This window comes from Pseudomonas mercuritolerans (genome assembly GCF_025706525.1).
Classification (GTDB): domain Bacteria; phylum Pseudomonadota; class Gammaproteobacteria; order Pseudomonadales; family Pseudomonadaceae; genus Aquipseudomonas; species Aquipseudomonas mercuritolerans.
The window spans coordinates 145,538-168,599 of record NZ_JAMSHA010000008.1 but is presented as its reverse complement, the minus strand read 5'-3'; the positions used below and the strand labels follow the sequence as shown (position 1 = coordinate 168,599).

Here is a 23,062-nt window from a genome sequence, read left to right as displayed (position 1 = left end):
CGATTAAGGAGTATTGGGGTGTCGAGTACCGAAGACGAACAGTTGGCGGATTTGAAGGACTGGTGGACACGCAACGGCAAACCTCTGGTCACCGGCGGCCTGTTGGCGCTGGTCATCGTGTTCGGCTGGCAGGCATATCACAAATACCAGAGCAACCAGTCGCAAGGCGCCTCGGTGCTCTATCAGCAATTGCTGGAAACCACGCTGACGCCTGACGGCAAGCCTGATGCCGCCCGCGTTGCGGATCTGGCCGGCAAGCTCAACAGCGAATACGGCGGTTCGGCCTACGCGCAGTACGGCAGCCTGTTCGTCGCCAAAGTAGCGGTCGACAGCGGCAAGCTGGACGACGCGGCAACCGAACTCAAAGCCATCGTCGACAAACCGGCCAACCCGGCGCTGGGCGAAATCGCCCGTCAGCGTCTGGCGCAGGTGCTAGGCGCGCAGGACAAGGCCGAAGACGCCCTGAAACTGCTCGACGGCGATGCCGACAAAGCGTTCCTGGCGACTCGCGAAGAACTCAAGGGCGACCTGCTGGTGCGCTTGGGCCGTACCGATGACGCGAACAAGGCGTATCAAAAAGCCAAGGCGGCACTGTCGGATGAAGCGGCGGTCGGTGGCCTTCAAATCAAGCTCGACGACCTGGCCAAAGGGGATGCGTGACGTGATCCGTTGGAAGCATGCAGCATTGCTGGCTCTGGCCCTTCTGGCCGCGGGTTGCAGCAGCAACAGCAAGAAAGAATTGCCACCGGCCGAACTGACCGACTTCAAAGAAGAAGTGGTTCTGCAGAAGCAGTGGAGCCGCTCGATCGGTGACGGTCAGGGCGAAACCTACAACATGCTGGTGCCGGCGATCGACGGTGACACCATCTACGCCGCTGATGTGACCGGTGTGGTGATGGCGCTGGATCGCAGCAACGGCGACGTGAAGTGGGACCAGGATCTGGAACTGCCTGTCTCCGGCGCCGTTGGCGTGGGTTACGGTCTGGTACTGATCGGTACCCTGCGTGGCGAAGTCGTCGCTCTGGACACCAGCAACGGTGAAGAGAAGTGGCGTGCCCGCGTCAACAGTGAAGTCCTCGCGCCGCCGGCCAACAATGGCGACGTGGTCGTTGTGCAGACCCAGGACGATCGTCTGATCGGTCTGGACGCTGCCACCGGCAACCAGCGCTGGGTGTATGACAGCACCCCGGCGGTCCTGACCCTGCGTGGCACCAGTGCTCCGCTGGTGACCAACCGTCTGGCGGTAGCTGGCCTGTCGACCGGTAAAGTAGTCGCGCTGGACATCTCCAACGGCGTGCCGGTGTGGGAACAGCGCATTGCCATTCCACAGGGTCGTTCGGAACTGGAGCGCGTGGTCGACATCGACGGCGGTCTGCTGCTGTCCGGCGGCACGCTGTATGTGGCCAGTTATCAGGGTCGCGTTGCGGCACTGGACCTGGAAAGCGGCCGTCAACTTTGGCAGCGCGATGCGTCGAGCTACGCCGGTATCGCTCAGGGTTTCGGCAGCGTTTACGTGAGCCTGTCCTCGGGCACCGTTGAAGGCGTCGACGAGCGTTCCACCACCGCACTGTGGAGCAACGACTCGCTGGCTCGCCGTCAACTGTCGGCACCGGAAGTGTTCTCCAGCTACGTAGCTGTGGGTGACCTGGAAGGTTATCTGCATCTGCTGAGTCAGGTCGACGGTCGTTTCGTCGGCCGTGAGCGCATCGACAGCGACGGCCTGCGTGCCCGTCCGCTGGTGGTGGGTGACACGATTTATGTGTATGGCAACAGCGGCAAACTGGAAGCCCTGACCATCAAGTAACAACTATGCTTGGGGTTCATCCCCAAGCGGCCCTGCATCAGCAGGGTTTGCAGCGCCCCCGGGTGTTGCCCCGAGCACCAGCCGCTGCCTCGCAGCGGCTTTTGTATTTTCTGAAATAACGAAGTGGAGAGCCGCATGGTTCCCGTAATCGCCCTGGTGGGCCGACCGAACGTCGGCAAGTCCACCTTGTTCAACCGCCTGACCAGGACGCGTGACGCCATCGTCGGCGACCTGTCCGGTCTGACCCGTGATCGCCAGTACGGTGAGGCCAAGTGGCAAGGGCGTTCCTACATTCTGATCGACACCGGCGGTATCTCCGGTGACGAACATGGTATGGACGAAAAAATGGCCGAGCAGTCGCTGCTGGCCATCGAAGAAGCCGATGTGGTGCTGTTTCTGGTAGATGCCAAGGCCGGTTTTACCGCTGCCGACCAGATGATCGCCGAGCATTTGCGCAAACGTAACAAGCGCTCCCACGTGGTTGCCAACAAGGTCGACAACATCGATCCGGAAATGGCCCGCGCCGAATTCGCCCCGCTGGGCATGGGCCACGCGATCCCGATCGCTGGCGCCCATGGCCGTGGCATCACGCAATTGCTGGAAGCCGCCCTGAGCGAATTCCCGCGCGATGATGACGAGCCGGCTGAAGGCGAAGAGGAAGAAGTCGTTGCCGAAGGCGAGGAAGCCAAGCGCATTCCTGGTCCGAGCGAAAAAGACGGGATCAAGATCGCCATCATCGGTCGTCCGAACGTCGGCAAGTCGACCCTGGTCAACCGCATGCTCGGTGAAGACCGGGTCATCGTGTATGACCAGCCGGGCACCACCCGCGACAGCATCTACATTCCGTTCGAGCGCAATGAAGAGAAGTACACGCTGATCGACACCGCAGGTGTGCGCAAGCGCGGCAAGATCCACGAAGAAGTCGAAAAATTCTCCGTGGTCAAAACCCTGCAGGCGATCAAAGACGCCAACGTGGTGATCTTCGTGATGGACGCCCGCGAGGGTGTGGTCGATCACGACCTGAACCTGCTGGGCTTCGCGATCGAATCCGGTCGTGCGCTGGTCATCGCGATCAACAAGTGGGACGGCATGACGCCGAGCGAGCGCGACTTCGTCAAAGTCGAGCTGCAACGCCGACTGTTCTTCGTCGACTACGCCGACATTCACTTCATCTCGGCGTTGCACGGCACGGGCGTGGGCAACCTCTACGCCTCGGTGCAGAACTCGTTCAAGTCCGCTGTTACCCGCTGGCCGACCAACCGTCTGACCCAGATTCTCGAAGATGCGGTAGGCGAGCACGCGCCACCGATGGTCAACAACCGCCGGATCAAGCTGCGCTACGCCCACTTGGGTGGTGCGAACCCGCCGATCATCGTGATCCACGGTAACCAGATCGAGAAAGTGCCGAAGTCTTATGTGCGCTATCTGGAAAACACTTACCGTCGTGTACTGAAGCTGGTCGGTACGCCGATCCGCATCGAGTTCAAGGGCGGCGAGAACCCGTACGAAGGCAACAAGAACACGCTGACCGACCGCCAGGTCAACAAGAAGCGTCGCTTGATGTCGCACAACAAGAAAGCCAGCAAGAAGCGCCGCGACAAGAAATAAAAAAGCAGCTTCAAGTTTCGAGCTGCAAGCTTCAAGTAAAAGCAGAGAGGGCTTCGTATGAAGCCCTTTTTTGTGGGCGCGGGTTTTTGCTTGCAGCTAGCAGCTTGAGGCTTGAAACTTGCGTTTCACCTGCAAGGGGCCTCCGATGATCACCAGCAAGCTGCCGAATGTCGGCATCACTATTTTCACGCAGATGTCTCAGCTCGCGGCGCAGACCGGCGCGATCAACCTGTCCCAGGGTTTCCCGGATTTCGACGGCCCGCAGTCGCTGCGTGATGCGGTCGGGCGGCATATTGCCAGTGGCCATAACCAGTATTCACCAATGACCGGATTGCCGGCGTTGCGTCAGCAGATCGCGGCCAAGATCGCCCGCAGCTATGGCGTGAGTGTCGATGCCGATCATGAAGTGACGGTGACCCCGGGCGCGACCCAAGCGATCTTCTGCGCGATTCAGGCCGTTATCCACAGCGGCGACGAAGTCATCGTCTTCGATCCGTGCTACGACAGCTACGCACCGGCGACGGAGCTGGCGGGTGGTCGTTGCGTGCATGTGCAGCTGAATCCGGTCGATTTCTCCATCGACTTCGATCAGCTCGCCGCGGCCCTGAGCCCGCGGACGAAAATGATCGTCATCAACACCCCGCACAACCCGAGCGGCGCATTGATCAGCCGCGCCGAGCTCGATCAACTGGCGGCGTTGATCCGTGATCGCGACATCTATCTGATCAGCGACGAAGTCTACGAACACCTGGTCTTCGACGGCGTGCCGCATGTCAGCGTGCTGGCCCATGAAGAGCTGTATCAGCGCGCGTTCGTGGTCAGTTCGTTCGGCAAGACGTACCACGTCACCGGCTGGAAAACCGGCTACGTCGTCGCCCCGCCAGCGCTGACAGCCGAATTGCGCAAGGTGCATCAGTACGTCAGTTTCTGTGGCGTCACGCCGCTGCAATACGCGCTGGCCGATTACATGGCCGAGCACCCGGAGCACGTTGAAGAGCTGCCGGGTTTCTATCAGGCCAAGCGCGATCTGTTCTGCGATCTGCTCGCGCCGTCGCGCTTCAGTTTTACCCGAGTCACCGGCACCTATTTCCAATTGGTCGATTATTCGCAGATCCGTCCGGATCTGAACGACGTTGAGATGGCCATGTGGATGACTCGCGAGCACGGTGTCGCGAGCATTCCGGTGTCGGTGTTCTACCAGAATCCACCGCAAGGCCAGCGCCTGATACGCCTGTGCTTTGCCAAACGCGAGGAGACGCTGCGTGAAGCGGCGGCGAAACTATGCGTGATCTGAGTGCATTGCCAGACCTGACCCTGGCGCTGATCCAGACCAGCCTGGCGTGGCACGACCGCCAGGCCAACCTCGAGCATTTCGAGCTGCTGCTGGAACAGGCCCGTGGCGCCGATCTGATCATCCTGCCGGAGATGTTCACCACCGGATTCTCGATGGAATCGGAAACCCTCGCCGAAGCCGAAAACGGTCCGACCAGTAAATGGCTGCGGGCGCAGGCGGCGAAGTTCGATGCGGTCATCACTGGCAGCGTGATCATTCAGGCGGCTGACGGCAGCCATCGCAACCGCTTGCTCTGGGCGCGGCCCGACGGCGAAGTGCTGCATTACGACAAGCGTCACCTGTTCCGCATGGCCGGCGAGCACAACCATTACACGCCGGGCGAGCGCCAGGTGCAGTTCGAGCTCAAGGGTTGGCGGATTCGTCCGCTGATCTGCTACGACCTGCGTTTCCCAGTGTGGAGCCGCGACGCGCAGGACACCGATCTGCTGCTGTACACCGCCAACTGGCCGGGCGCACGGCGTCTGCACTGGAACCGCCTGCTGCCGGCGCGAGCGATTGAAAACCTCTGCTATGTGGCGGCGGTGAATCGCGTGGGCAGCGATGGCAAGGGCTTCGCGTATACCGGCGACAGTCAGGTCCTGGATTTCCAGGGCGAGACGTTGCTGGCGGCGGGGGAGGCGGATGGTGTGTTCAAGGTGATTGTGGAAGCGGCGCCGTTGGCGGCGTATCGCGAGCGCTTTCCGGCGAACCTGGATGCCGACACCTTTCAGTTCACCTGATACTCCCAGCGCCTGTCAGGACGCCTTCGCGAGCAGGCTCGCTCCCACAGGGAAATGTATTCCAAATGTGGGAGCGAGCCTGCTCGCGAAGGGGCCATAAAAGTCAGCCAGAAACCTGTAGGCAAAAAAAGGCCCCGGAGTTCGCACTCCGGGGCCTTTCGCATTTCAGCGGTCGATTACGCTGCTTTTGCCTCTGGCTGGCTCAGCGAGCGGTTCAGTGCGCTGAACAATGCCTTGAAGCTGGCGGTGGTGATGTTTTCATCGATACCCACGCCGTGCACCGCACGTTCACCGTTCACCCGCAGTTCGATGTAGGCCGCAGCCTTGGCATTGGTGCCCGCGCCGATCGCGTGTTCGTTGTAGTCCATGATTTCCACCGGAATCGGCAGTCCGGCGACCAGTGCTTCCAGTGCGCCGTTGCCCTTGCCGCGCCAGTGCAGGTTGGTTTCGCCCTGACCTTTGCTCGCCACTTCGACTTCGACGGCGCTGTTGCCGTTCTCTTCCTGCAGACGATGGCTGACCAGCGCGTACGGGGTGTTGGCCTGCAGGTATTCGCTGATCAACAGCGAGTGAATCTGCTTGGCGGTCATCTCCAGGCCCAGGCGATCGGTCTCACGCTGTACGACCTGGCTGAACTCGATCTGCATGCGACGTGGCAGGCTGATGCCGTATTCCTGCTCCAGCAAATAAGCGATGCCGCCCTTGCCCGACTGGCTGTTGACGCGGATCACTGCCTCGTAGCTGCGACCGATGTCGGCCGGGTCGATCGGCAGGTATGGCACTTCCCACAGGGTGTCCGGTTTCTGCTGGGCGAAGCCTTTGCGGATCGCATCCTGGTGCGAGCCGGAGAACGCGGTATGCACCAGATCGCCAACGTATGGGTGACGCGGATGCACCTGGATCTGGTTGCATTCTTCGACGACTTTGCGCACGCCGTCGATGTCGGAGAAGTCCAGCTCAGGGTCGACGCCCTGGGTGTACATGTTCAGCGCGACGGTGACGAGGTCGACGTTACCGGTGCGCTCGCCGTTGCCGAACAGGCAGCCTTCGACGCGGTCGGCGCCGGCCATCAGGCCCAGCTCGGTAGCGGCCACGCCAGTGCCACGGTCGTTGTGGGTGTGCAGGCTGATGATCACGCTGTCACGACGATTGATGTTGCGGCCGAACCACTCGATCTGGTCCGCGTAAACGTTCGGCGTTGCGCATTCAACCGTGGCCGGCAGGTTGAGGATCATCTTGTGCTCAGGCGTCGGGTTCCACACCTCGATCACGGCATCGCAGACTTCCTTGGCGAATTCCAGCTCGGTAGCGCTGAAGGTTTCCGGCGAGTATTCGAAGGTCCACTCGGTCTCTGGCTGCATGGCTGCGTATTTGACGAACAGCTTGGCAGCGTTGACGGCGATGGCCTTGATGCCGTCCTTGTCCTGGTTGAAGACGATGCGACGGAAAGAAGGCGAGGTGGCGTTGTACAGGTGAACGATGGCTTTCTTCGCCCCGCGCAGGGATTCGAAGGTGCGCTCGATCAGGTCTTCACGGCCCTGGGTCAGCACCTGAATGGTGGTGTCGTCCGGGATGTGGCCTTCTTCGATCAGGGTACGCACGAAGTCGAAGTCGGTTTGCGACGCGGCGGGGAACGACGCTTCGATTTCCTTCACACCGACTTGCACCAGGGTTTTCCAGAAGCGCAGCTTCTTCGCCGCGTCCATTGGCTCGATCAGCGACTGGTTGCCGTCACGCAGGTCGGAACTGCACCAGATGGGCGCGGCGTCGATGGTTTTCGACGGCCAGGTGCGATCCGGCAGGTTGATGACGGGAAACGCGCGGTATTTCGAAGACGGATCTTTGAGCATGCTCATCGGGAAATTCCTTGTTGTCTGGGCCGAGAAGAGGCGGCCTGCCGGTTGAACGAATGTTCTTGGAAAAGCGTGGGACGAGGCGCAGCGATTCAGCCTGGCAGTCGTGCGCTGACGAGGCACAGGCTGCGGTGCTGGCGAAGCTGAATGAGGGTGTGAGAGGTTTTCATGGCTTCAACCCTAACCGCGAGGGGAAAGGATGGCAAGCAGTCGGAAAAAATTGAGAGGAATACCCGGAAAGCGGGATTTTGCGGGAATTTATTGCGCTTAAGGCGGTGGAAGTTGTTGATGTTTGCGTAAGGCTAGATTGGGGCGCAATTGAGTTTTTGGAGATTCATCGAGTATGGCGGTGTTTTACAGGCCGCCTTCGCGAGCAGGCTCGCTCCCACAGGGGATCTTTGTTGTGAATAAGATCCAGTGTGGGAGCGAGCCTGCTCGCGAAGAGGCCGGTCGCCTCAACACATACTCAAGGTTGGAAAGCACCAATGAAAATCGCCGGATCCACCCGCGCGTCATTCAGGCTGACGTTCCAGTGCATATGCGGCCCGGTCGCGCGGCCGGTCGCGCCGACCTTGCCCACCACCGCGCCACGGGCCAGTTGCTGGCCGTTCTTCACATCGATCTTCGACATGTGGCAGAACATGCTGATAAAGCCCTGGCCATGGTCAACGAACACCGTGTTGCCGTTGAAGAAGTAATTGCCGATCAGAATCACCTTGCCTGCCGCCGGGGTCTTGATCGGCGTGCCCGCGGGCACTGCGAAATCGAGACCGGCATGAGGATTACGTTCTTCGCCATTGAAGAAACGACGCACGCCGAACTTGCTCGACAGCGGCCCGTTGACCGGTTTGTCCAGCAGCAGATTGCTCGGCGTGTTCGGGCTGAAACTGCGGTAAGCCGCGATCTGTTCCGCCAGTTCACCCTCAATCCGCTTGAGGTTGTCGGCGTTCGGATTGACCTGCTGTTTGTTCTTCAGGGTGATGTGCTGTTCCGGGTATTTCTTGCTGCCCACCGTAAACGGCAAGTTGCGCCCGCCACTGCTGATCTGCTGCGCGCCGGGCTTGACCGTCAGCGGCACGCCAACGATCGCCAGCCAGTTATTCTGCTCCTTGACCACCAGCACCGGTTTGCCCTGATAAGTGGCTTTCGGCGCCTGCGCGGCAGTGCCCAGATCCACCACGGCGACGCCGCCCGGCACCGGTTTGTTCAGGAGCCGAGTGATGTAACTGTCAGCGTGGGCGTTGAAGGTCAGGCAGAGCAACAGCAGCGGAGCGAGAAAACGCGGCATGGATCAGTCCAGTAAAGAGAGGGTGACGGGCGTCAGGTGATTGTCCTCGACGCGCACTTGCAGTTCGCCTTCGCCGAGTTTGGCTTTCAGGCGCTGGCCGGTGTGGGTCTGCGCGGCGTTGCGGATCGCATGGCCACGCTCGTCGAGCAGGATGCTGTAACCGCGACCGAGGGTCGCCAATGGACTGACCACGTGCAGCGTCTGCATCTGACTGTGCAATTGCTGCCGGCGTTGTTTCAAAGCATCGCGCATGGCCCGGGGCAGGCGTTCGGCAAGACTGTCGAGGCGCTGGCGAAGCATGGCCAGTTGGCGTCCCGGGTGTTGCCCGGCGAGGCGGGTTTCCAGACGGATCAGGCGTTCGCGGCGGGTATTGAGGCTGCGCTCGAAAGCGCGGCGCATGCGCATGTCCAGATCATCCAGACGTTGCGCCTGCTGGCGCAGACGTTCGCCGGGATGGCGCAACCGTCGGGCCATGCCTTCGAGACGCAGGCGATCGCGTATCAAGCGGTCACGCATGCGCATCACCAGACGCCGGTGCAGGCTCTCGACCTGACGGAGCAGATGGCTGGAATCCGGGGCGAGCAGTTCAGCGGCGGCCGAGGGCGTGGGGGCGCGGACGTCGGCGACAAAATCGCTGATCGAAACATCGGTTTCATGGCCGACGGCGCTGACGATCGGCGTGACACAGGCATCGACCGCGCGCGCCACGGCTTCTTCGTTGAAGCACCAGAGGTCTTCCAGCGAGCCTCCGCCACGGGCGAGGATCAGCGCATCGAAGCCTCGGGCATCGGCCATTTTCAGCGCGCGGACGATTTGCGCGGTGGCCTCGCGGCCCTGTACGGCGGTCGGAATCAGGGTCAGTTGTACCTGCGGCGCACGGCGGCGGAATACGCTGATGATGTCGCGAATCACCGCGCCGGTCGGCGAGCTGATGATGCCGATGCGCTGCGGATGCGCGGGCAGCGGCACTTTGCGTTCGGCACTGAACAGGCCTTCGGCGCTGAGCTTTTCCTTCAGTGCATCGAAGGCCAGACGCAGCGCGCCGTCACCGGCCGGCTCCACGGTGTCGAGGATCAGCTGATAGTCGCCACGGCCTTCGAACAGCGAAACCTTGCCACGCACCTTGACCGCCAGACCGTCCTTCAACGCTTGGCGCACGCGGGCGGCGTTCTGCCGGAACAACGCGCAACGCACCTGCGCGCCGCTGTCCTTGAGGGTGAAGTAGACGTGGCCGGACGCCGGGCGTGCGAGGTTGGAGATTTCGCCTTCGACCCAGATGTTGCTGAACACGTCTTCAAGCAACACCCGCGCGCGGCCGTTGAGCTGGCTGACGGTCAGGACTTCACGGTCCAGGCCGAGTCTTGCAAAGGGATCTTTAATCATGGGGCGCAGTTTAAAGGCATTCTTCTGCTCATTGCACGAACCCTGTAGGAGCTGTCGAGTGCAACGAGGCTGCGATCTTTTGATCTTGTTTTTTCAGGATCAAGATCAAAAGATCGCAGCCTTCGGCAGCTCCTACAGCGGAGTATTGGCGACTTAATAAGGAAATGAATTGATGAGCATGATGGAGCTGTTGGGGGAGTGGTCGTGGAGCGCGGGCGGTTGGGCGGTCATCGGGCTGGCCATCGCCTTGGCCTACATCGTATTCGGCATCGCCGGTTTCGGCACGGCGCTGGTCGCGGGGCCGATTCTGATCCTGTTCATGCCACTGTCGAAAATCGTGCCGCTACTGGTGTTGCTGGATTTCGTCGCCGCGTTCGGCAATCTGCTGCCCTCGCGGCGGGACGTGGCCAGGCCGGAGTTGCTCAGGCTGCTGCCGTGCATGGCGATCGGCTGCACGGTGGGGGTGATCTTCCTGCTGAATCTGAAATCCGATCTGTTGCTGCTGTTGATGGGGCTGTTTATCAGCGCCTATGCGGTTTACAGCCTGTGGGTGAAAGCGCGGCCGGCACAGTTGTCGGCGGCGTGGGCGGTGCCGATGGGCACGGTGGGCGGCTTGTTCGGCGCGTTGTTTGGCAGCGGCGGCTTTCTTTACGCGATCTATCTGAACAGCCGCCTGCCCAAGGACGCGGCGCGGGCCACGCAAAGTGCGTTGATCAGTTGCAGTACCGTGGTGCGCCTGAGCCTGTTTGTCATCGCCGGTGTGTATGCCGAGCTACCCTTGTTGATGCTGGCGCTGTGTCTGTTGCCGGCCATGGCGCTGGGCTTGTGGATCGGCCGGCGGCTGACCATGAGGTTGTCGCGCGAGGCATTTGTACGGCTGGTGACGTGGCTGGTACTGGCCAGCGGGATTGCCTTGATCGCGCGCTATTTGAGCACTTGACCGGATTTGTTGAGGGATTAAGCTGCCGGCCGCAGTTCCTTGTGGGAGCGAGCCTGCTCGCGAATGCGGTGGGTCAGCAACAAAAATGCAGCCTGACACTGCGCTTTCGCCAGCAGGCTCGCTCCCACATTGGAAATCTTCAATATTGGCAGCAGGCTCCACCATGAACTCGCAAAGCATCATCGTCCCGAAAATCTCCACCCTGCCGGTGCACGAACCCCGGGCGCGGGCGATCGTGCGCTGGCTGGTGCGCAAGAACATCATCGAAGAACAGCTGACCACCTGCGGCCGCACCGGCAACCGTATGGCGCACGCCATCGCTGATGGTGCTCGCGCTGTGGTGCTGCATCCGCAAGCGCTGCCGTTCGGCGAGCCGATCAATGGCCTGGAGATCGTCACCAAACGCTGCATCTACACACCGGCCAAGGGCTTTCTCGAAGAGGCCGGTTGCGCGCAGTGCCGCCGCGAAGTGGGCGAGGCGCTGTTCGAAAGTCTTGAAGACTGGTTTCCAGGGCGCACCGACAATTTCACCTGCCCGGAATGCGGGCACGAGGACGACATCAACGGCTTCCTGTTTTTGCAGGAATGCGCGTTTTCCAACCTCGGCTTCATTTTCAACAATTGGCTGGAAGCGGGGTTCAAACAGAGCTTTATCGACGAGTTCGCCGATTGGCTCGATCAACCTGTAAGTTGGGTAAAGGTCGAGCTCTGACCCCTGTAGGAGCTGCCGAAGGCTGCGATCCTTTGACTTTGCTTTTCAAAGACAGGATCAAAAGATCGCAGCCTTCGGCAGCTCCTACAAAAAGCGGGCTTTTCCATCTATCAATTAGGCTGAGTTTTACATTGAACAGCAGGGGGTGTCTGACTATAATGGCGCGCTTCCATTTTCCCGCTCGGGAGCCCCCGCGATGCTGCGTATCAGCCAAGAAGCTCTGACATTCGACGACATTCTCCTAGTGCCCGGTTATTCCGAGGTGCTTCCCAACGAAGTCAGTCTCAAGACCCGTCTTACCCGTGGCATCGAACTGAATATTCCTCTGGTTTCTGCCGCCATGGACACCGTTACTGAAGCCCGTCTGGCAATCGCCATGGCTCAGGAAGGTGGCATCGGCATTATCCACAAGAACATGACCATCGAGCAGCAAGCTGCCGAAGTGCGCAAGGTCAAGAAGTTCGAAGCCGGTGTGGTCAAGGATCCCATCACCATCGAGGCCGATGCCACGGTGCGTGATCTGTTCGAACTGACCCGTCTGCACAATATCTCCGGCGTTCCGGTACTGCACGATGGCGACCTGGTCGGCATCGTCACCTCCCGCGACGTACGTTTCGAAAACCGTCTGGAAGCTACTGTCCGCGAAGTGATGACGCCTAAAGAGCGCCTGGTCACGGTCAAGGAAGGCGCCGACAAGAACGACGTCCGTGAACTGCTGCACAAGCACCGCATCGAGCGCGTGCTGATCGTCGACGACAAATTCGCCCTCAAAGGCATGATGACCGTCAACGACATCGAAAAAGCCAAAGCCTACCCGCTGGCCAGCAAGGACGATCAAGGTCGTCTGCGCGTTGGCGCTGCGGTCGGCACCGGTAAAGACACCGGCGATCGCGTGACCGCACTGGTCAACGCCGGCGTGGACGTAGTGGTGGTCGACACCGCACACGGTCACTCCAAAGGCGTGATCGACCGCGTACGCTGGGTCAAGGAGAACTTCCCTGAAGTGCAGGTGATCGGCGGCAACATCGCCACCGGCGCTGCCGCCAAGGCCCTGGCCGAAGCGGGCGCCGACGCAGTCAAGGTCGGTATCGGCCCTGGCTCGATCTGCACCACCCGTATCGTCGCCGGTGTCGGCGTGCCGCAAATCAGCGCCATCGCCAACGTCGCCGCCGCCCTTGAAGGCACTGGCGTGCCGTTGATCGCCGACGGTGGTATCCGTTTCTCCGGTGACCTGTCCAAGGCCATCGTGGCCGGTGCGTCCTGCGTGATGATGGGCTCGATGTTCGCCGGTACCGAAGAGGCCCCGGGCGAGATCGAACTGTTCCAGGGTCGTTCGTACAAGGCTTATCGCGGCATGGGTTCGCTGGGCGCCATGTCCCAGGCCCAGGGCTCGTCCGACCGTTACTTCCAGGACTCCTCGGCAGGCGCCGAGAAACTGGTTCCGGAAGGCATCGAAGGCCGTGTGCCGTACAAAGGCACCCTGAGCGCGATCATTCACCAGTTGATGGGCGGCCTGCGTTCCTCGATGGGTTACACCGGCAGCGCCAACATCGAAGAAATGCGCACCAAGCCCGAGTTCGTGCGGATCACCGGTGCCGGCATGGCCGAGTCCCACGTTCACGACGTGCAGATCACCAAGGAAGCGCCGAACTACCGCGTAGGTTGAGGCTTCCAGCAAAACGTTAAATCACCGGGGCTGTTCATTCAGCCCCGAGTTGTTTCTGATTCACTACATGAGAATGAGTCATGGCCCTCGACATTCACGCTCACCGCATCCTGATCCTCGACTTCGGTTCGCAATACACCCAGCTGATTGCCCGCCGCGTGCGCGAGATCGGCGTGTACTGCGAACTGCACCCGTTCGACATGGACGAAGATGCGATCCGCGAATTCGCCCCTAAAGGCGTCATCCTCGCCGGCGGCCCCGAGTCCGTGCACGAAGCCAACAGCCCGCGCTGCCCCCAGGCGGTGTTCGATCTGGGCGTGCCAGTGTTCGGCATCTGCTACGGCATGCAGACCATGGCCGAGCAACTGGGCGGCAAGGTGGAAGGTTCCGAACTGCGTGAGTTCGGTTACGCCCGCGTTGACGTGGTCGGCAAGAGCCGCCTGCTCGACGGCATCGAAGACCACATCGACGCCGATGGCCTGTTCGGCCTTGACGTGTGGATGAGCCACGGTGACAAAGTCACCAAGATGCCGGAAGACTTCCACATCCTCGCCAGCACCCCAAGCTGCCCGATCGCCGGTATGTTCAACGACGACCGCGCTTACTACGGCGTGCAGTTCCACCCGGAAGTGACCCACACCAAGCAGGGCGGGCGCATCCTGTCGCGTTTCGTGCTCGACATCTGCGGCTGTGAAGCCCTGTGGACGCCTTCGAAGATCGCTGAAGACGCCATCGCCAACATCCGCGCCCAGGTCGGCACCGACAACGTACTGCTGGGCCTGTCCGGTGGCGTTGACTCCTCGGTGGTTGCCGCACTGCTGCACAAAGCCATCGGCGATCAACTGACCTGCGTCTTCGTCGACAACGGTCTGCTGCGTCTGCACGAAGGCGAGCAAGTGATGGCCATGTTCGCCGAGAACATGGGCGTCAAGGTGATCCGCGCCAACGCTGAGGAGCAGTTCCTCAACAACCTGGCCGGCGAAGCCGACCCGGAAAAGAAGCGCAAGATCATCGGTCGCACCTTCATCGACGTCTTCGATGCCCAGTCGAACAAACTGGAAAACATCAAATACCTCGCTCAGGGCACCATCTACCCGGACGTGATCGAGTCGGCTGGCGCGAAAAGCGGCAAGGCCCACGTAATCAAGTCGCACCACAACGTGGGCGGCCTGCCGGAAGAAATGAACCTGAAACTGGTCGAGCCACTGCGCGAACTGTTCAAGGACGAAGTCCGTCGTCTGGGTCTGGAACTCGGCCTGCCGTACGACATGGTCTACCGTCACCCGTTCCCGGGCCCGGGCCTGGGCGTGCGCATCCTCGGTGAAGTGAAGAAGGAATACGCCGACCTGCTGCGTCGCGCCGACCACATCTTCATCGAAGAACTGCGCAAAGCCGACTGGTACCACAAGGTCAGCCAGGCGTTCGTGGTGTTCCAGCCAGTCAAATCGGTCGGCGTGGTAGGCGACGGCCGTCGTTACGCCTGGGTCGTGGCCCTGCGTGCCGTGGAAACCATCGACTTCATGACCGCACGTTGGGCGCACCTGCCTTACGAACTGCTGGAAACCGTCTCCGGCCGCATCATCAACGAAATCGAAGGCATCTCGCGCGTCACTTATGACGTATCGAGCAAGCCGCCGGCGACGATTGAGTGGGAATAATCCCGCTGCGGTTCGAGTAACGTAAAACCCTTGGCGTGAAGCCAAGGGTTTTTTCGTTTCAGGCCCCTGAAAACAGGTCAGGTGGGTAAACGACTTTGCAGGGTGAAGCCGAGCTCGATCAGGCGCTCCGCTACTGCGGCGATGTCGTGGAAATTCCTGCCGGTGATGCGAGGCATTGACAGGTCCCAGATATAAAACCGGCCCGCGGTTGTGCAATGCACCCTTGTTCGCACAATGTCGCTGTCGCTGTTGCGGCGAACCAGTGTGTATATGTCGGGTTCGGTCTTCTGAATCACGAACATGCCGTTACGATGCAGAAGCTTTTCCAGCGCTGCCGCATTCCATTGCGGCATGGGGCACTTGATCTGCAATCGCAGGTCAGCGAACAGAACGTCGAAATCGTTGCTGGTCATTGCCCAGTTGTAAAACGGACCGCGGGCGACTTCCACCCCCGGGTCAATGCTGATGTCTGCGGTCTCCTCGGGCCAGACTTCTTCAATGCGCAAACCGATGCCGCCCCTGAGTTCGCTTATGCCTGGCAGATCTCTGAACATATTGATATTCGTTGCATCGACCAAGGCTACCCACTTCTTCGTTCTGTTGAGAAGCTTGTCACTCTCTATGATTGTTGTTGAGAGGCGAGTCTTGATCATCTGTTCTTCGATCGAAAGGAGCGGTCGTTTCAGCGTGTAGGTGTGCGCTGCATCGAGTCCGTGTACCCGGATGCCATTGGCTTGGGCAGTCTTGACCAATTCGAGAACGTTGAACCTGTTCTCGGGATCGGTACCCAGCCCGGACAGATAAGTTCGCAGGTCCTCTGACATGTCCCCCGACAGGAAGAACTGGTTGAGATCATTCTGGGCAAAATCGCTCAGCAGCCCACGCACATAAAGGGTTTGAATATGCCGCGCGAACGCTGGCATGTTTTCGATCATGAAGCGCATGCTGGCGATGCGATCAAGGGTTTCACCGACCGCCAGCCCATCGGTATTGGCAAAGATGCGATCAATCAGGTCATCGACCTGCATCTGGGGACTGATTTGCGGAATGTCCGGACGCTCGGGCAGGTTGATCCATTTCAACTCCCGGTGGAATTTTTCTGCCTTGTTCAGCAGAGCCCTGCGTTCTTCGCTGAAATGTTCCACGTACCGCTCGGTCGTTGATAAAAAGCGGCGTCGAGCGCCTGCTGACTCGGCCGATGCGCTGGGCAGGTTCATTGCCCATCTTCTCATTCCTGGCTTTTCCTTCTCTGAAACGCCTTTGAGCTTCGTAACCAGGCGCAGCGGACAGGGAACGCCTGGAAGCGGTTCGAGGCATCGCATTTCCACCGATGGCGTGCCCCCGGACGAGCTCACTTCAGTCTCCGGCGCACACGCCTTGCCCGCACACTGGCCACCACCCCGCAGCCGCAGCGCAGGCATACGCTCCCATTTGCCGGCGCTCCCAAAGCGAACCGGCAACGAATAGGCGAATTGATTGGGGCGCTCGGGATTGACGATTGCCCAGTTGCCACTGTCCTGAGAGTCGGCGAAGTAACGTACGTAGTAGGCCTGGCCATCCATTTCGATGGCGTAACCGGGCTCCTTGTCGAGACGGTAAATGCCTTCATATTTTCCCGGCGTCGCCTCTACTGAATGTTGCGCAAGCAACTCGTTGCATCGATAGCTGGCAGGAACCTCTGGAAAAGTCGGACCGTGCCGTGTGGCAGTCATGGTCAAGAGCTCAGTGGCGGTAACGGATGTCGCTTCTTCGGGGATCTCGTTGGTCAACTCGCTGGTAGCTGCTTCCGTCCCGGTGACCGGTGGCGGATCCACGGGCGGCAATGATGGCGTGTCAGCCGAGGAAAGCTCGATCAGCCCGAGCATCTCTTCAGCCTCGGCATACTCGACCTGTGGGCCAACTTCCAGCTGCGCGCCAGTACCGATCAGGAACGGCACATTGAATACGGTTTCGATCGCGCTGAGCACTGCACCGATGACCCCGGCTCTACGCTCGGCTGCCGTAATGCCGTTGATCGCCTGATCGATGTTCAGCCCCATGTTCGCGATACCGGCGCCAATCAACGGCAAAGCCACCGGCCAGCCCACGGCCGCCATCGGGCCGAACACCTTCAGGCCGGCGCTCAGATACCCGGTCCAGAGTTTCTTGCGCAGGTCACTGTTGGATGTGAGCACCAGATGCGCCTCGGCAGCCATGCCCGCACGGGTCGACTCGCTTAACCAAGTGAAGGCGTCACCGCTGATCGCAACGTTGCTGCGGTTGATCATCCGATGATCGCTGTGGCCCCAGGTGCTCACCAAACGGTTCATCAGATCGGTGAGGTTCTCGGTGATGTGATTGCTGTCAGCCAGCGAGAAGTGCTTCAGAAACAAGGGGCGTTTCTGCTCTGAATTCATCTGATCGAGCAACCACCAGTGCAGATCCGCTGCAGTGTCCATCAGTCGAAAGGCCTGAGGTTCTCCCGGCAGGTAAAGAGTCTGCCGGCCACTGTCTTCGACCAGACGCAGGACGTTGGTGGCGACATGGCCGTCCAGATCAAGCGTGCGCACTTGCGCGCCGACCGGGTATGTGGCTCGCAACATTTGCAGGGTAATGGGCCAGGTAATCGGGCCGATCAGCGAGGTGACGATGCGTTGGAAGTCATTGCCGTCAACATCACCCTCTTGCAGCGCCTGCACGGCCTGACTGAGGAAGTTGCACTTGGCCAGGGCGCGGAAATCTTCCGACGAGGTTTGCCAGAATTTCGTCAACTGACCGGTGTAGCGCGTGCTGAAATCGACGGCCCAGAACGCCTTCAGCACGTCGCTGCCAAGCAGTCGCACTTCGTTGTCCTGATTGAAATTCTCCGCGTCCGGGCCATCCGAGTAGAAGCCACAGTAAAGGCCCAGCAAATCTGCGTTGTCTTGATCGGTTGCACGAAAGCGATGGATCACCAACTGCGTGAGGGTGAGCGTTTCATAAGGCTTTTCCAGCAAGTGTTCCCAACCGGTGAAGGTCAGCGTGCTGCTTTGCGCCGTTTTGAAACGATGGAAATAAACCTCGTCGGGATCAAGGCCGGATAGCCCTTTGTCCGTCAGCAGTTCGATCGCGACTTGCCGGGCCGCGTCGAGCAGGCTCGGGCAGGTCTGCACGATGCTGGTGGCGATGGCCTTGAGGGCGGTTTTGTCCGCTGCGTTCGGCAGCAGACGGCGTTCGGGAATGGTCATGCGGGTGTTCATCCTTGAGGCAAAGGTCGAGGATGACCGACGCGCTCAAGGGGAGGGTGTTACCCGGTTACTGCATGTTGGTTGTCCCGTTGAGGGGCAGCGAATGCAGACGCAGGTTTTCAAAGATATTCGGACCGAATCAGATCCGTATCGAACGGCGTCAGACCTTGTTCAGGTGCGAACACCCTCTGCGCCTGCTCTGCAGAGCCCACTCGTTCGCCTCGTGCCCGCACATGTAAATCGAAAAGCGTGTGCAGATCCGGCCTTGGTGTATGCACCAGGGCGCGTAGCATCAACGAAACTCCGCTGAGGTTGTTGTCGACGTTGTTCCAGCGGGGCGATGAAGTCAGCCCCAGATCTGCCCAGATCATGCGTCGCTCCTCCAGGTCCATCACGAATGGCAGGCAGATACTCGTGTCGGAGGCGATATCGATGCGGTCGACCACGGAGCGAGGCTCGAACACTTCGCCAGATGCCGTATCGGCGCGGGCCATCCAGCCCGCGAAGCATTCAGGAAGGTCGCAATATGGCTGCCAGGTAAACGAATTGAGGGACGTGACGACATAGCGGACGCCCTTTTTGACGAGAACATCAAGGTCGAGGTCGATGAATTCGGAGGCGCCGTTGGGCGCGTCGACGATGTCCCCGCTGTGGTAACCGCCATAACCTTTGAGGTTGTAATAGGCGACCGCTTCCTTGAAGACGAAGTCAGTGTCGAAGAAGGCGGCAGACAAGTCGATGTCCGTGCGGTCACGACCATTCTTCCACCACAGGAACAGGCGGATGAATCGCGTGTCGGGCATCGGCAGTCGACTGCCGCGCACCAGCGTGCGCAGCGACTTCGCTGCGGCGCGCTGTGCCAGTGGCACCCGGTATTCGCGCAACGCCGGATCGATGAAACAACGCCCCAGTGGTGGCAGCAACGTGAAACGCGCGATCAGGGCGTTCTCGCAAATCTGTGCGGCACGTGCCAATACCTGCGGTGCGATCGACTCTCGACGATCAGCAGTGCCGAAGACTTTTGCCAGCGCTCCTTTAGGTGTGAACGCCCGCAAGGGCAGGGGGCGCGGGGCATTTACATGGGACAGCAATTGCAGCAACACAGGTGAGGACACTTGCGCCGCGACAGCCGCAAAGGCGTCGAGCACCGCGTCCGGTTCTGTGGCACGCCGTAACATTACGTCCAGACGGCGCGCGAATTCTCCGGGACGATCCTGCAGCACCGGCGTAAGCGCGGCGATCTGGCGTTGGGCAAGCATGGTTTCGACACGCGACCCGAACGAGGCTGGCGGATCGTTGCGTCGCGCTGCGGTGATGGCCGCGAATGCCCGAGGATACTTCTCAGCGTAATCGCCTGGATGCAGGACTTCGGCCAGACGTTTCCAGCGCTCGGCCTGGCGCATCACATCCTCGGTAGCGTTGGGCATGCGGTCGAGCAGGCGCAACAGCTTGCGACGCATCGAACGTTTCATTTTGCTAAAGCGCGTCAGAGCCGTTGCCAGCGATACGTCTCCGCCATGCAGTGCGATCGCCACGCGCAGCACGTCGGTTGCCGTTTCGACATTTTGCTCAAGGAATTCCTCGACCCGGGCATCGTCACCGATATGCAGGATCAGCGCGCCGCCGACCAGCGCGCGAATCTCGCGGAACGGGATGGTATCGGGCAGCAGACGGAACACGTCGTTTCTGTAAGTTCGGATAAACCAAGTGACATCCGCGGCTTCCTCTTCGGACAGCGAGGTACGCGATGAGACCAGCGGCTCGAGCAATGCCTCGAACTCGCTGACACTTCCCGGTTCGATAACCCAATGGATGAAGTTGCCTTCAAGCATGGCTGGCCGAACCTGTTCGCTGGGTGGCAGGCGCCGAAGTGTGTGGTAGTGAATGACGGCGTTGAGATACAACTCCGCCTCTGTTGCTTCGAGGACTTGATTGGGGAAGTCAGGATAAAACGGTCGGTGATGTACATGAGCACCGCTGCGACGCCGCAGGACGCGAATGACTTCACGCAGCCAATTCTTGAGTTCTACCGCAGAGAGCAAGCCGATCTGCTCGATCAGCGACTCGGAAAGTACACATCGGAACGCCGCGACTTCTTTGACCGCTGATGCGATCTGCGCGCGTGTGGCTCCGCCAGAGCCGGCAGGGACGTGAAGTTTTGTACGGCGCCGCAGGAACAGCTCCTGATTCATCATGATTTCTTCCTTGGTCGCCGTTTCCAGTGAGCTGAAGCTCACCTGTGCAATCGATACGAAAACGCCTGCAATAAGCAGGCGCGGTGTGGAGAGCGGAACCCCTAGTTCATGGAGGATAGAAGGAAGGTGTTCCATAGCCACGGCGGCATACTACCGGAGGTCATAGCGGCTTGTCAGCCAACCACATATTTTGAAACGGGCTCGCTTGCCAGCGGCTATTACCGCCGCGCCACATCCGAAAAATAGAACTTGTCCAGCGTATGCCGCGATTCGGTGTATTCGAACTGGCGGCCGTCCTGCAGGAAGGTCTGGTTGCTGACCACGATGACATGGCTCTGGCCGTCGAGGTCCAGGTGTTGTTGGTCGTCCTTGCTGGACGGCACGGCTTCGATGGTGCGCTGAGCGTAGGCGATCTGCAGTTGCAGGGTCTGCTCGATGTGGGCGTAGATCGAATGTTCGGCGATGTCTGCAGACAGGTCGGGGATGACGTCGCTGACGAAGTGGTTGATGTCGAGGATGACGCGTTTGCCGTCGATGCGCCGTACCCGCTTGATCCGGGTGATCGGGCTGCCGGGTTCGGCATTGATATGTTCAAGCAATGCACCTTCCAGCGGCACCTGACACATCTCGACCACTTCGGTGCTGACGTCGTTGCCCAGTCGCGGGTGGGTCTCCTGAAAACTGACGATGCCGCCGAGCTGGAATTCGATCGGGTTGGTCGACAGCACGAACGCGCCTTTGCCGTGAACCTTCTGGGCAAACCCGCGCTCCTGCAATTGGTCGATAGCCTTGCGCACCGTGCCGCGGCTGGCCTGATAGGTGTCCATCAGTTCGGTTTCGGAAGGCAGCCGGGCGCCGCGCTCCAGGCGCTGGGTGGTGATGCTGGCAAGCAAATCGCTGTAGATCTGGTTGTATTTGCTCATGGCTGGACTCTGTGCCGACGGTGCTCAAAACCCCGAACCTTAAGGGCAGGGTAGGGGTTTGTCCATGCGGACGAAGGAAAACATCTTAGGTCAGAGTAGGAAGAATCCGCATTTTTCTGACGTTCATGCACGGATGCAAACTCGTACAGACGAGTTGTTGCATTAACTCGTACAGACGAGTATTTTTCCTCTCGGCGTGCTGCCAATAACAACAATCCACGATGGAAGAACAAGCATGAGCCATGACTATCCGAACATCGCCAAGGAGCTGCTGGAAAGCCTTGGTGGCCGTGACAACATCGAGCAGGCGGCGCATTGCGTGACGCGTTTGCGTCTGGCGCTGAAGAACCCCGCGCTGGTAAATGTGGCCGCCCTCAACGGCGTCGATCTGGTCAAGGGTTCGTTCTTCACCGGCGGGTTGTATCAGGTGGTCATCGGCCCGGGTGATGTTGAAAAGGTTTATGCCGAACTGCGCCAGCAGACAGGTCTCGCGGCATCGACCATCGCCGACGTTAAACAGAAAAGCGCTGAGAAGATCAACGCCGTGCAGCGGTTGGTGCGGGTGTTTTCCGATGTGTTCATGCCGATCCTGCCGGCGCTGATCATTGCCGGCCTGTTGATGGGCATCAACAACCTGCTCGGCGCCAAGGGCATGTTCATCGATGGCCAGACCCTGCTGGATGCCTATCCCAACCTCGACGGGTTGTGGAGCCTGATCAATCTGATGGCCAACACCTCGTTCGTGTTCCTGCCGGCGCTGGTGGGCTGGTCGGCGGCCAAGCGTTTCGGCGGCAGCGAAATCCTCGGCATCGTCCTCGGTCTGATGCTGGTGCACCCGGACCTGCTCAACGCCTGGAATTACGGCAAGGCGGTGGCCGGGCTGGATGGGCAGCAGCTGCCGTACTTCGACATCCTCGGCCTGTTCCAGGTGGAAAAGGTCGGTTACCAGGGGCAGATCCTGCCGATCCTGCTGGCGGCGTACGTAATGAGCGTGATCGAAAAATGGCTGCGCGCACGCGTGCCCAACGCGGTGCAGTTGCTGGTGGTGCCGATCACCACCATCGTTGTCACTGGCGTGCTGGCGCTGGCGATCATCGGCCCGGTGACCCGGCATATCGGCATCTATATCACCGAAGGGCTGGTGATGCTGTTCGATCTGGCGCCGTTGGTGGGCGGTCTGATTTTCGGCCTGCTTTATGCGCCCCTGGTGATCACCGGCATGCACCACATGTTCCTCGCCGTGGACCTGCAATTGATCTCGAGCCAGGGCGGCACTTTCATCTGGCCGATGATTGTCATGTCCAATCTGGCGCAGGGCAGTGCGGCACTGGCGGTTTTCTGGATGACGCGCAATGCGCGGGACAAGAGCATGGCTTCGACCTCGGCAATTTCTGCGTATTTCGGCATCACTGAGCCGGCGATGTTCGGCGTCAATTTGCGCTACAAATTTCCGTTTTACGCCGCGCTGGCCGGTTCGGCGCTAGGTTGCATGTTCCTCTCGCTGAACAAGATCCAGGCTTCTGCCATTGGCGTCGGTGGCCTGCCCGGTTTCATCTCGATCATTCCGCAGTTCATCCCGATGTTCGTCATCGGGATGCTGATCGCCATGCTCGTGCCGTTTGCCCTGACCTGCGTGCTGAGCATGAAGATTGTCCGTCCGGGTTACCGGGTCGCGTGAAGTCGAACTGCAGGAGCTGCCGGAGGCTCGGGCCGCGATCGGACGATCCTTTGATCCTGCCTTTCAAAATCGAAA

At 60.1% G+C, this 23,062-nt stretch carries 16 protein-coding genes; 10 read left to right on the top strand and 6 right to left on the bottom strand.

The window, feature by feature from the left end; genetic code table 11:
- Positions 1-18: 18 nt before the first annotated feature.
- From ND528_RS21975 to ND528_RS21955, 5 genes are all read left to right on the top strand, one after another.
- Entirely contained in the window at positions 19-660 is a 642-nt protein-coding gene (locus ND528_RS21975) for a tetratricopeptide repeat protein (protein ID WP_016773334.1), read from the top strand.
- On the top strand, positions 653-1,804 hold the full coding sequence (gene bamB / locus ND528_RS21970; protein WP_016773335.1) for an outer membrane protein assembly factor BamB: 1,152 nt from the start codon (positions 653-655) through the stop codon (positions 1,802-1,804). Before ND528_RS21975 ends, bamB begins: the two co-directional genes overlap by 8 nt.
- 135 nt (positions 1,805-1,939) lie before the next feature.
- A complete protein-coding gene (gene der, locus ND528_RS21965) occupies positions 1,940-3,412 on the top strand; it encodes a ribosome biogenesis GTPase Der (protein ID WP_024014210.1) in 1,473 nt (490 codons plus the stop codon).
- Positions 3,413-3,557: 145 nt separating this feature from the next.
- Positions 3,558-4,706 carry a pyridoxal phosphate-dependent aminotransferase gene (locus ND528_RS21960; RefSeq protein ID WP_263471241.1) on the top strand — a complete coding sequence of 383 codons (1,149 nt, stop codon included), beginning with the start codon at positions 3,558-3,560 and terminating at the stop codon, positions 4,704-4,706.
- The gene (locus tag ND528_RS21955) at positions 4,694-5,485 is read left to right on the top strand and encodes an amidohydrolase (RefSeq protein WP_263471240.1); all 792 of its coding nucleotides are present in this window, start codon (positions 4,694-4,696) and stop codon (positions 5,483-5,485) included. The genes ND528_RS21960 and ND528_RS21955 overlap by 13 nt, the downstream gene beginning before the upstream one ends.
- Before the next feature lie 176 nt (positions 5,486-5,661).
- Here the strand turns inward: ND528_RS21955 and leuA are convergent, their stop codons facing one another.
- The 3 genes from leuA to xseA form a co-directional block, all read right to left on the bottom strand.
- Complete coding sequence (gene leuA / locus ND528_RS21950) at positions 5,662-7,341, bottom strand: 2-isopropylmalate synthase (RefSeq protein ID WP_016773339.1); 1,680 nt, start codon at positions 7,339-7,341, stop codon at positions 5,662-5,664.
- Positions 7,342-7,804: 463 nt separating this feature from the next.
- A complete protein-coding gene (locus ND528_RS21945; protein WP_083353522.1) occupies positions 7,805-8,626 on the bottom strand; it encodes a peptidoglycan DD-metalloendopeptidase family protein in 822 nt (273 codons plus the stop codon).
- Positions 8,627-8,629: 3 nt separating this feature from the next.
- Complete coding sequence (gene xseA / locus ND528_RS21940) at positions 8,630-10,009, bottom strand: exodeoxyribonuclease VII large subunit (protein WP_263471239.1); 1,380 nt, start codon at positions 10,007-10,009, stop codon at positions 8,630-8,632.
- Between the two features lie 172 nt (positions 10,010-10,181).
- Between xseA and ND528_RS21935 the strand changes: the two genes are divergently transcribed.
- The 4 genes from ND528_RS21935 (at position 10,182) to guaA (ending at position 14,985) form a co-directional block, all read left to right on the top strand.
- Positions 10,182-10,949, top strand: coding sequence for a sulfite exporter TauE/SafE family protein (locus ND528_RS21935; protein WP_263471238.1), 768 nt, complete (start codon positions 10,182-10,184; stop codon positions 10,947-10,949).
- Positions 10,950-11,112: 163 nt separating this feature from the next.
- Positions 11,113-11,661: a sugar ABC transporter ATPase gene (locus ND528_RS21930; protein WP_263471237.1), complete on the top strand. Its 549-nt coding sequence runs from the start codon at positions 11,113-11,115 to the stop codon at positions 11,659-11,661.
- 196 nt (positions 11,662-11,857) lie between these two features.
- Complete coding sequence (gene guaB / locus ND528_RS21925) at positions 11,858-13,327, top strand: IMP dehydrogenase (protein WP_016773343.1); 1,470 nt, start codon at positions 11,858-11,860, stop codon at positions 13,325-13,327.
- Between the two features lie 80 nt (positions 13,328-13,407).
- The gene (gene guaA / locus ND528_RS21920) at positions 13,408-14,985 is read left to right on the top strand and encodes a glutamine-hydrolyzing GMP synthase (protein WP_042608327.1); all 1,578 of its coding nucleotides are present in this window, start codon (positions 13,408-13,410) and stop codon (positions 14,983-14,985) included.
- 77 nt (positions 14,986-15,062) lie between these two features.
- Here guaA and ND528_RS21915 read toward each other — a convergent pair whose 3' ends face one another.
- From ND528_RS21915 to treR, 3 genes are all read right to left on the bottom strand, one after another.
- Entirely contained in the window at positions 15,063-18,191 is a 3,129-nt protein-coding gene (locus ND528_RS21915) for a membrane-targeted effector domain-containing toxin (protein WP_263471236.1), read from the bottom strand.
- Between the two features lie 119 nt (positions 18,192-18,310).
- Positions 18,311-20,521, bottom strand: a complete 2,211-nt coding sequence (locus ND528_RS21910) for a TerD family protein (protein ID WP_263471296.1) — start codon at positions 20,519-20,521, stop codon at positions 18,311-18,313.
- 83 nt (positions 20,522-20,604) lie between these two features.
- Entirely contained in the window at positions 20,605-21,309 is a 705-nt protein-coding gene (gene treR / locus ND528_RS21905; RefSeq protein WP_263471235.1) for a trehalose operon repressor, read from the bottom strand.
- 235 nt (positions 21,310-21,544) lie between these two features.
- Here treR and treP point away from each other — a divergent pair, with 235 nt between their 5' ends.
- A complete protein-coding gene (gene treP, locus ND528_RS21900) occupies positions 21,545-22,987 on the top strand; it encodes a PTS system trehalose-specific EIIBC component (RefSeq protein ID WP_263471234.1) in 1,443 nt (480 codons plus the stop codon).
- The last annotated feature ends 75 nt before the right edge of the window (positions 22,988-23,062 follow it).